Genomic DNA, 12738 nt, shown 5'->3' with positions numbered 1-12738 from the left:
TGTCGAAGCCCATGCTATCACCTGCCCCACGCATTCTTATCACTCGCCTTAGTGCTCTGGGAGATACCGTCCTTACGCTACCAGTGCTGTGTGCGCTGCGAAAGGCTTATCCCGCGGCTCAAATTGGCTGGGTTGCCGAGCCGGCGGCCTCAAAGGTACTCGCGGATCGGACCGATCTCAACTTCCTGTTTACCGTCGAAAAAGGCTGGCTCACCAAGCCGGTCGAAATCAATCGATTGCGGCGTGCCCTTTCGCGACATAAGTTCGAGATCGTGCTTGATGTACAAGGTCTGACCAAGAGTGCGGTAGCTGGATGGCTGTCCGGGCGGACGCAACAGATCACCTTCACGCGAGGACAATCTCGCGAAATTGCCCCCAACCTGGCAGGTACGCGAATCGCTCCTTCCGCGAAATATATTGCCGAGCGCTACCTGGAACTGCTCGAGCCGCTGGGAATCACGAAGCCGGCCCTTGAGTTTCAGATGCCCTACGACCAAGTCGCCCACCAGGCCATCGCCAGCCGAGTGCCGGTCATCTCGAGCGATCGCTATGCGGTGTTGAACGTGGGTGCCGGGTGGTACTCGAAAACATGGGTCCCGGCCCGCTTTGGCGAGGTGGCGGCAGACCTGTTCATGCGGTACGAGATACCGAGTCTGCTGCTGTGGGGAAGCGACAAGGAGTTCGAATACGCCAAACAGGCTGCCGAAACGGCTCGTTCGATCGCCCCGCATAGCGTCACGATTCTGCCCAAAATGTCGATCGCGGAGATGAAAGAAACGATCCGTCACGCCAAGCTGCTTGTCAGCGGTGATACGGGGCCTTTGCACTTCGGCGTAGCACTCGAAACGCCTACCATTTCCTTGTTCGGCGTGACCAAGGCAGAGTACTATAGTCCTTGTCGCGGCATCCACCGGACCATCCAAAACATGCACGATCCCCTTTCCTGCCGTAAACGACGCCGGGCCGGAAACGAGGCAATGCAGGCAATTCCGACGGTGGACGTCCTGAGTCAGGTAGACATCTTGCTCAATATGCGGCATCCTAAAGCTGCGTAACCTGGACTTTTTCTGTGCCCCAACCGAGCCTCACTTTGCCGTCCGATCAGCAAGAACAACGGATCCCACTTTGGAGTACGCTCGTCGCTGGAATGATCGGCGTGATCGCGATTGTCGTGATGCTCGCGCTCAACAGTGGCGGCGATCCGGCACCTCCGGCCGCGAACGTGAACGGACCCGAGGACCTCTCGCGATACCTTCCCTTTGACGGGGAGAAAGCGTACGAGCATCTGAAAGATATCTGTGCCCTGGGGCCGCGCGTCAGCGGTAGCCCTGCGATGCAGAAACAACAACAGATGATCGAGGATCACCTGTCCCAGCACGGGGCCACGGTGGTGAAGCAGTCGTGGGAAGTTCGTCATCCGGAAACAGGTCAGCCGGTCACGCTTACTAACCTGTTCGGTCGCTTTCATCCTGATCGAACCGAGCGAATCTTGCTTTGTTGCCACTACGATACTCGTCCTTACGCCGACGAAGACCCAGATAACCCGAAGGCCCCGTTCCTGGGGGCCAACGACGGAGCTAGTGGTGCCGCGGCACTGATGGAGTTGACTCGGCACCTGGGCCAGCTCGATACCAAGTACGGTATCGACGTGGTCTTTCTTGATGCGGAAGAGTTCATCTTCGATAAGGAACGCGATCCGTTCTTTCTCGGGTCTACCTATCTCGCCCAGAAATATCGTAGCGCCGACATCAATTTTCAGTACAAGTGGGGCATTCTGCTCGACATGGTGGGCGACAAGGATCTGCAGATTTACCAGGAACGCAACAGCCTGTCCTGGAAAGATACCCGACCGTTGGTGATTGATATCTGGCGCGTGGCAAACCGGCTGAATATTCCGGAATTCGTTCGCAGGCCACGACATACGATCAATGACGACCATGTCCCCTTGCACGATATCGGCGGGATTCCGATCATCGATATTATCGATTTCGACTTCCCAAGTCCGGGCTATGGACCAAAATATTGGCATACGCAGCAGGACGTGCCTGAGAACTGTTCGGCCGCCTCCCTGGCCAAAGTTGGGAAAGTGGTGCTAACCTGGCTGCAAGAAGTCGAATAATTACGCCGTACTCGCACCGGGCAGGCACTCGTACATGCTCTTCGCCACATCACTCATTGCTTTCGTCTTGATCATTGTCGCGTGGATGATGCATACGCAGCATCAGCATACGATCAAGATGATCGAAAAGCACACCGACTGGGACGACCGCAAACGCGAGTTCCTTTTTTCGCAGGTGCGTCGGCGAACGAAGGTGACCCACACGATCGTGCTGATTGCCGTGGCCTTTCTGTTCAGCAATGTCATCCCGGTGAATATCCTCTACGTTCTTTACTGGGCCTGCGTTTCCCTGCTGCTGCTGCGGATTGTGGTGTTGGCCGGTCTCGATGGCTTTGCGACCAAGAACTACATCCTCTCGCTGCGCGACGAGCGAATCGCCAGTCGCCGGGCTTTGGAGGAAGAAGTACGCCGGCTACGCGAAGAAAAGGCCCAGGCCGGTACGCACAGCGAAGACTAGCTCTACCCGTGTCATAAAAACATGCAAATTATCGCGTGACACGTCAGCGGTTGGGTGGGACAATAAGGCCTCAAGTCGATAACCCTTGTGCCTGCCTGGAGTCCCCTTCTCATGCTATCTCGCCTGCTACTGCTCTCCCCTGCCCTCTTGCTTTGCACTGGTTCGCTTTTGGCTGAAGAAGCCAAGCAGCCAAACTTCGAGAAGACGCGTCTGACCGAAGAGTACTTCGCCGAAGGTGCTTCGATTGGCGACTTCAACAAAGATGGCAAGACCGACATCGTCTGCGGGCCCAATTGGTTCGCCGGCCCTGACTTTAAAACCAAGCACACGTTCTACGATGGCAAGGCATTTCCCAACGACCGGGGTTACTCGGATAACTTCTTCTCGTACGTGGGTGATTTCAACGGCGATGGCTTCGACGATGTCCTGGTCGTCGGCTTGCCTGGCACGCCAGCCCATTGGTACGAGAACAGCCAATCAGGCGAGCCGTGGAAGAAACACTTCGCATTTCCAGCGGTCGACAACGAAGCTCCTGCCTTTCTGGATATCACCGGAGATGGCAAGCCAGAACTGATTTGTCACTTTGAAGGTCAGCTCGGCTATGCCAACCCCAGCGAGAAGGATCCGACGCAGCGTTGGGAGTGGACGCCCATTTCCGAAAAGCAAGGTTGGGGCCGCTACCAGCATGGGCTCGGTGTCGGTGACATCAACGGAGACGGTCGACAAGACTTCCTTATGCCAGAGGGTTGGTGGGAACAGCCGGAAAACTGGGACGGCACGACTCCTTGGAAGAAACACGCTTATCGTTTCGCCCCCGGCGGAGCAGGCATCCATGCGTACGACCTTGATGGAGATGGCGATAACGATGTCGTGACCAGCCTGCATGGCCATCGCTACGGTCTTGTGTGGCACGAACAAACTAAGGGCGACAACGGCGAGATTCAATTCACCCAGCACGAAATCATGGGTACGCCAGAGAAGTCGGTCAGCGAACTGGTCTTCAGTCAGCTTCACGCGGTGGAGTTAGCCGACATGAATGGTGATGGCCTGAAGGACATCGTCACCGGCAAGTGCTACTGGGCCCACAACGGCCACGATCCCGGTGCGAAAGATCCCGCTGTGCTGGTGGTCTTCCAGACGGTTCGCTCGGACCAAGACCAGATAAGCTTCCAGCCGATCGTCGTCGACGACAACAGCGGCACGGGCCGTCAGATCACGCTGAACGACGTGAACACCGACGGCAAGGTCGACATCATCGCAGGCAACAAGAAGGGAACGTTCTTGTTCCAGGCGAAGTAGCGAGCAAAGCTCTTCGCCCCGATCAATCTTGAGATTGCTCTGCTCGTAGCAAACGCCTGCTCGTAGGCGTGGCATACGCTCGTGGTCGGTCCGCTCGCGGGGGCCGACTCGATCATGTATTGGGTTTGCCAGATAGGTAAATCGATATTGATGCGATTCGTGGTGGGCCTTTAAGGCTCGGATGCGAAAGGAGTTATGACTTGGGCCAGGGGTCTATGAGAGGGGTGCTGAATTGACAATTCGCGGTATAAAGTCTAGTATTCAAGGAGATTTTTGACGTTTTTCGTCATGATCCCTACCCCAAATTCCACTGGCCCTCCTGGGCCAATTTTTTTATCCCACCCTTCCCCACGCTTGGATACCCTAGCCATGCCCAACGCTAAACGTTCAGCTTTCACTTTGGTGGAACTGCTGGTCGTGATCGCCATTATTGGCGTTCTCATTGCCCTTTTACTTCCCGCAGTCCAGCAAGCCCGTGAAGCCGCGCGGCGAATGAGTTGCTCGAATAACTTCAAGCAGCTTGGCTTGGCGATGCACAACTATCACGACACCCACAATTCGTTTCCTGCCTCGGCATACACGCCCGCCGACGACCCCGGATACACGTACCGAGCGTACAGCGCGTGGGTTCAGATTCTCCCATTTATCGAGCAAAACGCGCTGCATGATCAGCTTGTCAATTCATCGGATCGATTCCGAATCATTTGGCAAAGTGTTGCCCAGCGTAACACCAAGGTTGACGCATTCCTGTGCCCATCGGATGGCGAATACCCATCCGGCAGCCCTGGCTGTAACTATGGCGTAAGCGTGGGAGCAACTCGTAGCTACGATAGTCATGGTAATCAAAACGGGATGTTTCGCGGACCTCAAAAAGATCACACTCAGCCAGGTGTCGAGACGGCTATGAGGGACATCACCGATGGCCTTAGTAACACGCTCATGATGTCGGAAGGTCTCGTCGGCGATAACAATGGTTCGAGCCTGATGAACGGGAATTCTTCGGAACCACGTAAGGGTTCGTCCGTTAGCTGGAATCAGTTTCCCAGCCAGGCCGATCTTGATACGTTCGGTCAAGCTTGTGAAGCGATCACGGATCACAATGGTTCCAACGGACAGTATTGGATTACCGGCCTGCCATCTCAGACCATCTTCAATACGCTCGCTCCTCCCAATTGGCGATACCCGAATTGTCAAACCAGCGGAAGTGGATTCGCATCAGATCGGGACGGGGTCTATGCACCGCGAAGCCGACACCCTGGTGGCGTTCTCGTCGCAGTCGGTGACGCTTCGGCCCGTTTCATTCCTGAAACCATCGATCTGAGAACTTGGCAGAATTTTGGTGGCCGCAGTGATGGCCAGGTAATCGAACTGCCTTAGTTAAGAAGCTTCGGCTGGCGTGTGATTGATATCCAAAATGATTTCAAACCAGCGGCGTACAGGGAGACTTGTTCGCCGCTTTCGTTATCCGTCTTGCCAAGCTTTGCCTGCCTGAATTCTTCCGCTGTCTATTTGTTTCAAGGATCAATTTCATGTCCCTGCTATTTCGAATGGCGTTTCTTGGCTTCTTGGTTTCTGCGTTTGTGGGGTGTGGCCCGGGCAGCACCCCGGTTCCAGAAAACACCACACCTCCGTCCGAACTGATTCGTAAGGACCTCCAGTACATCGTCGACTCGGGACAAGTTGGCAGTGAGATGATGACCATTCAAGAGAACATTACCCGCATCAGCGAAGAAGATCCTGACAAGGCTGCCCAGTTGCAGAAGGATTACGATCAGCTGGAAAAGACGGGTCGCGGTCAGGCACGCTCAATCGCCAAGAAGATGATGGAAAAGCTGTAATCGATTCGCTTGCCGCGAGTTAGTTAAATACACAGCGCCAACATATTCTTCGTTAAAAATATAATAAATCTAAGTTCGCCTTAGATTCTTGCCGTGTTCTGCGGTCTCAGATAGGATGGCAAAACGATCAACGCTCTCTCGATGTTAGGGCGTTTGATCGTTCATTGATCCTTTCGCCACTGTCTTGTGGCAACCTCAATGGATCATGCCCGCCTTTTTTGCTTAGCAAAGCCATCCTTCCTTCTGCTTTCTGAGTCACCCCCATAGGAACAGATTATGTTGTCCCACTCGCATCGTCAGCGTGGTTTCACGCTGGTCGAACTCTTGGTCGTTATTGCCATCATCGGTGTGTTGATCGCCCTGTTACTGCCAGCCGTTCAGCAAGCACGCGAAGCGGCTCGTCGTATGGAGTGCCAGAACAAGCTAAAGCAATTAGGGCTTGCGCTGCACAATCATCACGACACCTATCAGCACTTTCCTAAGAAGGGACGTCTGGAAGGTCCATACAGTGACCGTGTCAGCGGGATGATCGCGCTCTTGCCGTTTTTGGAACAAAATGCGCTGGCCGAGCAGATCAAGAATCATGGCCTGGCGACGGCACCTTATCCGTGGGATGCGTTCGATCCATGGGATGTCCGCTTGGAAGCTTTGGCCTGCCCTACCGATCCCGGCAGCAGCGATTCGATCATCAGCAACGGCAACGCCCCTTGCAATTACAAGTTTTCGATCGGTGATTCTTACGCCGACGTTTACACGCCGGACAATCCTCATCGTGGGATCTTCGACGACAAGGTGAAAAAGAAGTTTCGCGACATCACCGATGGTACGAGCAACACGTTGATGATGGCCGAACGTTCAACAGGCACCAATGCGAGACTGGTTCTTCAAGGGCAAGCTACGGGGGTGGCTTTCACCTCCGATCCCACCGTGTGTCGCGATCAGGTTTCGACCACGAACCGCAGGGAATACGCAGGCGGTTCGAGCAATCGAGCATCTCAGCGTTGGAACGATCGTCTTCCGCCGTTCTCTTCCATTTCGACCATTCTTCCACCCAATAGTCCGTCTTGCTGGTCAGGCACGAGCGAAAACACAGACGACGCCTTGGTTACCCCGACCAGCTATCATCCTGGCGGCGTGAATGGGTTGTTGGCAGACGCCTCGGTGCGCTTCATTCCGGAAACGATCGACACTGGCGACTTGACCCAGCCGCAAGTCGCATCAGGTCAAAGTCCTTATGGCGTTTGGGGAGCGCTAGGAAGTATCAACGGTGGCGAATCGCGACCACTTGAATAACGCAGGACTGGCTCATTCGTTCCGAAACATTCCACAGCCAGGGTAGACGGGTTTGCCCTGGCTCTTCTTTCCTACAAGGTGTTTGCAATGCGTACCGTGTCGTTTTTGGCATTGGCGTGTCTTTTGTTTGCCTCGGCCATCGGATGTGGCCCGAACGAGGTTAGCCACAACCCTGGTATCGACGTTTGTCCTGCAACCGCGAAGGTGACCCAGGATGGACAGCCGGTTGAAGGGGCACGGGTTTCATTCAGTTCGGTCGACCAGCAGCGAAGTGCCTCAGGTACAACCAATGCCGAAGGTGTCGCTGTGCTAACAACGTTTGACCGTGGAGACGGCGCAGTGCTGGGCGAGCATCGCGTCAAGATCAGCAAGGACGAGATCGAAGTGATCAAAGAAGCCGACCTCAACGATCCCATGTCCCAGGCCGAGATCAAGACGATCCATCATCTGCCACAGAAGTACGGCAACTACAAGTCGTCCGGGCTTTCGGCCTCCGTAACCGCCACTGACAAAGGCAACGCGTTCGAGTTTGAGTTGAACTAACGTCGCCAGCGTTACTCGTAAAACCAAGCGATCGGTAAACGCTGGGTATTGGTGACCGCCAGCCCGTTGTTCTCTCGGCGGTCGCCGGCACAGTAGGCCATTACGGCGTGGCCATCGATGAAATCCAACGCGATGTAGCAGTACCAACCGGTTGGCTTGTCTTCCAGCGTTTTGACATGCGTCCAGGTCTTGCCATCGTCTTTCGAGATCGCGGACTTCAGCGGCGTTCTCTTGCCACGAAGGGATGCATCGATGTCAGAGTGATCATTCCAGATCAGCAGCAGGTCACCGGTTGAAGGAATACGTTCGATCGTCGCCGGCGATAAGGGAGACTGCATGTTCGAGGGCTCGAGTTGCGACCAGGTTGCTCCATTGTCCTCGCTGACGGAAATGAACTGGCTACCGGCATCGGTTCGGCACCACATCATGAGACGCCCATCCTTAAGCTCGACCACTCCCGGTTCCTGAGTCATCACGTCTCGGTCATTGCGTTTGGGGGGACGCGGCGCCGCGGCACTGCGCTTCCAGGACTTTCCGAAGTCATCGGAGTAGTAGACGAGCATTGCCCCAGCATTGTTCCGTTTCGGCATTCCAGGGCCAACATGTTGCGAGACCGGCGCGATGAGTCGGCCGCTGTTGAGCTGAACGACACGATCGTTGTTCAAAATGTAATAGCCGAAATCTTCATCAGAAATCACGCCGACCGCTTCGCCCCAGGTCTTTCCTTCGTCGGCGCTGATTCTCATTTGCGGGCGGCAATCGTCGTGGGCATTCTTGCGTAAGTAAAACAGTGCCAACCGGCCATCGGCGAGTCGCAACAAAGATACCGACATGACGTTGAGACCGCCTTCGTTGGGGACGACGATCTTATCCTCCTTCGACCAGGTCGCTCCGCCATCGTGCGAAATCCGGCTGGCCAAGTGGGCCTTGGCATGATCGCCTGAACCGCCGAAGAAGTGCGTGTAGATCAAAAGCACATCCCCATTTTTAAGCTGAACCACGTCCCCTTCGCTGTTGCGAGGATTTCCAGGAGTGGGTGGCAAGGCGATTTGCGACTTGGGGGGCTCTGCGTTAGTCGTCGACGCGACAAATCCAAGGGTAAGCAGCGCGATGATGGCGATGGTGATTGGTTTCATGAGGCATTCTCTGGCAGGCAGTTGGGGTGGGAGTGAGAACCTATCTTAACGCCTGAGATTTTCCGAGCAAACGATCTAATGGCGATTGAATTCAAGCGTTTTTGTTGATCGCTTGTCACACATTGGGCAGCCAATTCGTCTGGTTAAGTGAATTGAGGAGTCTTGTGCCAACGGGAACTACCAGAAAACCGAGGACGATCATGGATACTTTGGAAGCGCGAACAGCGCTGGAGCAGTTCGCTCAACACTTTGATTACGACAACGGTTACATTATTCAATTGCTCGAGGACTCGCCGGAAGCGTTCCAAACATTCGCGGCGGCGCAGGCCATGCCGAACTTTCATAAGGTGTTGCCGCTCGATGCGTTTTTCGTGGCGAAAATTGCTGTGATGAAAACGGAAGACTGCGGCCCGTGTTTGAACTTGAGTCTTAAAATGGGTGCCGAGCAAGGAATCGATCGAGACGTGCTCAAGGCAGCCGTGAAAGATCCCCATTTGCTAACGCAAGGCCTTCGAGATATCCACGATCATACCGTGGCCGTGATTCGCAATGAAAACGACGACGCCGATCGCATGGAACGCATCCGCAATCACTACGGCATTGAAGCATTTGCGGAACTCGCCGTGGTCATCGTCGGCTGCCGTATTTATCCGACGCTTAAGCGAGCGATGGGGATGGCCGACCAATGTGAACTTGCGAAACTAGACTTCTAGGATTTGTTGTTTGTTGAAGATTGGGCAACGACCTGGGAATCAATAGGAGCCGACGCGATGGTAACCGGCGATCAATTTGAACTCTTGCGGCAGGAACTGATTGGTTTCTGCTATCGGATGCTGGGAAGTCTGCCCGATGCGGAAGACATCGCCCAGGAAGCCTATCTGCGTTGGGAGCAGGCCGGGCGACCAGAACTCGATTCGCCGAGAAGTTGGTACCTACGTGTTTGCGCTAGGCTGTGTCTCGATCGCATGAAGTCTGTCCGATATCAGCGCGAGAAATACGTTGGCCCCTGGCTGCCGGAGCCGATCTTGGATGACCATGCGGATCGCGCAGAGCTGGATGAAACGCTTTCGATCGCTCTCATGTTGACGATCGAACGCTTGAAGCCAGCCGAACGAGCCGCGTTCATTCTGCATGATTTGTTCGGTTACGAGTTCCAGGAGGTCGCCGAGATCTTGGGATTGGAAGCCGCCAATTGTCGTCAGTTGGCCAAGCGTGCCAGGGTTCATCTGCGTGGCGAGAAGCCGCGTGGTGGAGCCGATCCCGCAGGCATCAAGCGAATCTCCGATGCATTCTTTCAGGCCGTCAACGCCGGAGACTTAGATCGCCTGCGTGATGTCTTGTCGGAAGATGTTGTCCTGCATGCCGACGGTGGCGGCAAGGTAAGTGCCGCGCGAGATCTGATTGCTGGGTTCCACTCGGTAACCACCTTTATGGTTCGAGTCTTCCGCAACGCCCAGCACGAGCAAAAGCTTACCTTTCACCCGGCCTGGTTCAATGGAGCACCGAGTGTGGTCAGTTACCTGGGAGAAAAGATCGTTGCCGCCTATCACTTTGAAGTGGTCGACGGCAAGATTGCATCGCTGTTTATCTACCGCAATCCCGACAAGCTGGCGATCTTCGAGCAGGTCACATCGAGTTAGTTGGAAGTGACATCGAAGGAAAACGAGTTGTCATCCGATTCCTTTACGGTTGCGGTGATCTCACTCTCTTCGTTGTACTTCTTAGGGATGACGTTCACATACGACGGCTCTGCGTCGGCTCCATACATCTTGGTATTCCCCTCCTGGGCAACATACGAACGGATTTCAATTTTCCGATCGCCGGCAAGGACTTCTGCCGCGAACTTTCCGTCGGCAACTTTGACCGTGTCGCGAATACCTTCGGCAACCGATACGAAGACGACTTCGCCCGATGGCATGGGCTTGCCGTCGAGCGTGACCTCTCCTTGAACGGGATAGGACTTAGGGACGGGGCGCTGGCCGTTGCAGCCAAGGGAAACGATTCCCATTAGCAAAAGCGCCACGCTGAAAACGATGGACGATTTATTCATGGTCTTTCTGGTGGGTGTTGGATGAGCCGAGGGCAACACGTCGATGCGTGTTGCCCTGTTGGGAGTTGGTTGAGACGACTACGGAAGTTCAACGACCTGGCCGTCGTCGCGTGTGACGAGACGACCTTGAACGTCCATCGACATAGTCTCAGGCAGGAAACGCACCGAGCCATCGGCAAGCAGTGTCATTACGCCGCCTGGGTGGGCCGAGACCAATGGCATGTTGGTGCTGGCATTGTCGCAGATGCCGTCCGCGCCACAGTTGCCTGGCCAGTCTGGCCATCCGGTACCCGGACGCTGCTTTTGATTGATGGGATATCGAATCGTGACCATGTTGAAGGTTCGCAGGTCACCCCCATTGCCGGCGTTGGGTGGGGAAGCGGTCGAACGCCAGCCGATGATCCAGCCGTGCCGAGCACTGTTGCGGTAGTCACGCTTCGAGCCGTCGGCGGTGATCAGGAAGTCGCTGATTTCACCGATGACTGCCGTATTCGATGTTCCGTCCGTGATCGATTCCAGGCCGAGCTTGCCACTGGGAATCATCACACCGCCACCGCTGGCAATACCACCAGAACAACAACCGGTGGATGAACCCGGCGTGTTGATTCGGCTTTCGGTGTAACTGGGAATCAACCCATTCACGGCACCTGAGATGGCTGCGTAGCTGGCTGCCATGATCGGGCCATTCGAGTTGGGGCCGGCGCAATGCTCATCGAGCGGCGACGAAGGACAGAGATAGGCGTCGATCAACACACCCTTGGATGCAGCGGTATTGTTCGCAGCATTCGTTCCCCAGCCAGAACCTCCACCAAGATTGAACTTGTCGTACAGGACATTCTGTTCGATGAACGGAAGCAGGTAGACCATCCAAGAGCTTCCCCAAGCACTTCCCGTGGCATGCGTGCCGAAAGGAATCTGGTCAACAGCTCCGCCCGGAGGAACGAAGCCATAGGTGTCATGGAAATTGTGAATTCCAAGACCCAGCTGCTTCATGTTGTTGCTGCACTGCATTCGCCGGGCAGCCTCGCGGGCTTGCTGAACGGCTGGCAGAAGCAAAGCAATTAATACCCCGATGATTGCGATGACGACCAAAAGTTCTACCAAGGTAAAACCACGTCTTGTGCCTGAATTGCGACCGTGACTCGCCATTTGATGACCTCATTTGAAAGTAGAGATAATGATGAGATAGCTAATCGATTACTGGCTTAAATCGTTTTATCGCCCCAGTAGAGTGGGGTCAATGAATAATTCCTGGATTCCCGGGAATTGTTTGCTGACTGGATTGGGTTGGGGACTTGCGTCTTACCCAAATCGCCATTTGGCTATGTGAGAAGGCATGCCCGATCTGCATGTAAAGCGCAGATATAAAATAAAAGAGGTCGCATAATGCGACCTCTATAAGCGGATCTGATTTCGGGAGCGGATTTAGTCTTCAATCGGCACGGTGTAGCTGATGGCGCCGATGGGTGAGCCGGCTTTGACATCGGCGTAGTGTTCGTGGCACATGGTGCACTTCTGCATGACGACGGGAACCGGTGTGGCAGAGCGAAGGTAACGCTTGCCGTCTTGTTCGATTACTTTCTCGTAGCCTGAGTTGCCGGCCAGCAGGGCTTGAATCGCGTCCTTCTCGAACTGGTCGGCAGGGGCGTTCTCTGGGTTGTACGGCTCATCGGTTGCATCGAGCAAACGTACCTTGTGCCACCCCTTCTCTTCCGCCGAGGCAAAGAGCTTTTTGAAGGCGATACCGGCGGGCAAATCGTCTTCGTCATGGACGTAATTCTCAGTGATGAGAACGATGCCCCCTTTGTAGATATCGTCGATCATTTGCACCATCTTCCGGGCCCTCTCTACCGAGGCGTCCTCTTTCGGTGATTCGCCATGGCTGATCGAACTCGATGACAACAAGAACATTACCGTGAACAGCGTCCATACAACGGCCTGGGACGTACGCATGAGGATCTCCTGGTAAGAGAACAATTTGGGGTTAGTGACTGGTCAGAGTG

The 12738-nt window shown here is 54.9% G+C and carries 14 protein-coding genes; 10 read left to right on the top strand and 4 right to left on the bottom strand.

Going from position 1 to position 12738, the window contains the following annotated elements:
• Positions 1-11 precede the first annotated feature (11 nt).
• From PSR63_RS02150 to PSR63_RS02115, 8 genes are all read left to right on the top strand, one after another.
• Complete coding sequence (locus tag PSR63_RS02150; RefSeq protein WP_274330339.1) at positions 12-1055, top strand: glycosyltransferase family 9 protein; 1044 nt, start codon at positions 12-14, stop codon at positions 1053-1055.
• Between the two features lie 14 nt (positions 1056-1069).
• Positions 1070-2119, top strand: coding sequence for a M28 family peptidase (locus tag PSR63_RS02145; RefSeq protein WP_274330337.1), 1050 nt, complete (start codon positions 1070-1072; stop codon positions 2117-2119).
• 34 nt (positions 2120-2153) lie between these two features.
• Complete coding sequence (locus tag PSR63_RS02140; protein WP_274330335.1) at positions 2154-2576, top strand: hypothetical protein; 423 nt, start codon at positions 2154-2156, stop codon at positions 2574-2576.
• A gap of 111 nt (positions 2577-2687) precedes the next feature.
• Positions 2688-3875, top strand: coding sequence for an FG-GAP repeat domain-containing protein (locus PSR63_RS02135; protein ID WP_274330333.1), 1188 nt, complete (start codon positions 2688-2690; stop codon positions 3873-3875).
• A gap of 369 nt (positions 3876-4244) precedes the next feature.
• Complete coding sequence (locus PSR63_RS02130; RefSeq protein ID WP_274330332.1) at positions 4245-5252, top strand: DUF1559 domain-containing protein; 1008 nt, start codon at positions 4245-4247, stop codon at positions 5250-5252.
• 152 nt (positions 5253-5404) lie between these two features.
• Positions 5405-5713, top strand: coding sequence for a hypothetical protein (locus tag PSR63_RS02125; protein ID WP_274330331.1), 309 nt, complete (start codon positions 5405-5407; stop codon positions 5711-5713).
• A gap of 276 nt (positions 5714-5989) precedes the next feature.
• Positions 5990-7006, top strand: coding sequence for a DUF1559 family PulG-like putative transporter (locus tag PSR63_RS02120; protein WP_274330329.1), 1017 nt, complete (start codon positions 5990-5992; stop codon positions 7004-7006).
• An 87-nt stretch (positions 7007-7093) separates the two neighbouring features.
• Complete coding sequence (locus PSR63_RS02115; protein WP_274330328.1) at positions 7094-7549, top strand: hypothetical protein; 456 nt, start codon at positions 7094-7096, stop codon at positions 7547-7549.
• 11 nt (positions 7550-7560) lie between these two features.
• Here the strand turns inward: PSR63_RS02115 and PSR63_RS02110 are convergent, their stop codons facing one another.
• Positions 7561-8685, bottom strand: a complete 1125-nt coding sequence (locus tag PSR63_RS02110) for a sialidase family protein (RefSeq protein WP_274330326.1) — start codon at positions 8683-8685, stop codon at positions 7561-7563.
• 200 nt (positions 8686-8885) lie between these two features.
• On the opposite strand from PSR63_RS02110, the gene PSR63_RS02105 reads away from it, so the two are divergent.
• A complete protein-coding gene (locus PSR63_RS02105; protein ID WP_274330324.1) occupies positions 8886-9398 on the top strand; it encodes a hypothetical protein in 513 nt (170 codons plus the stop codon).
• Positions 9399-9455: 57 nt separating this feature from the next.
• The gene (sigJ, locus tag PSR63_RS02100) at positions 9456-10325 is read left to right on the top strand and encodes an RNA polymerase sigma factor SigJ (protein ID WP_274330322.1); all 870 of its coding nucleotides are present in this window, start codon (positions 9456-9458) and stop codon (positions 10323-10325) included.
• Here the strand turns inward: sigJ and PSR63_RS02095 are convergent.
• From PSR63_RS02095 to PSR63_RS02085, 3 genes are all read right to left on the bottom strand, one after another.
• Positions 10322-10735, bottom strand: coding sequence for a hypothetical protein (locus PSR63_RS02095; protein WP_274330321.1), 414 nt, complete (start codon positions 10733-10735; stop codon positions 10322-10324). The two genes, sigJ and PSR63_RS02095, sit on opposite strands and share 4 nt — an antisense overlap.
• A 78-nt stretch (positions 10736-10813) precedes the next feature.
• Positions 10814-11884, bottom strand: coding sequence for a DUF1559 domain-containing protein (locus PSR63_RS02090; protein WP_274330320.1), 1071 nt, complete (start codon positions 11882-11884; stop codon positions 10814-10816).
• Between the two features lie 276 nt (positions 11885-12160).
• Positions 12161-12688, bottom strand: a complete 528-nt coding sequence (locus tag PSR63_RS02085) for a c-type heme family protein (protein WP_274330319.1) — start codon at positions 12686-12688, stop codon at positions 12161-12163.
• Positions 12689-12738: the final 50 nt, after the last annotated feature.

The organism is Bremerella sp. P1 (genome assembly GCF_028748185.1).
Lineage (GTDB): Bacteria > Planctomycetota > Planctomycetia > Pirellulales > Pirellulaceae > Bremerella.
This window is presented reverse-complemented; position numbering and strand designations above follow the sequence as displayed.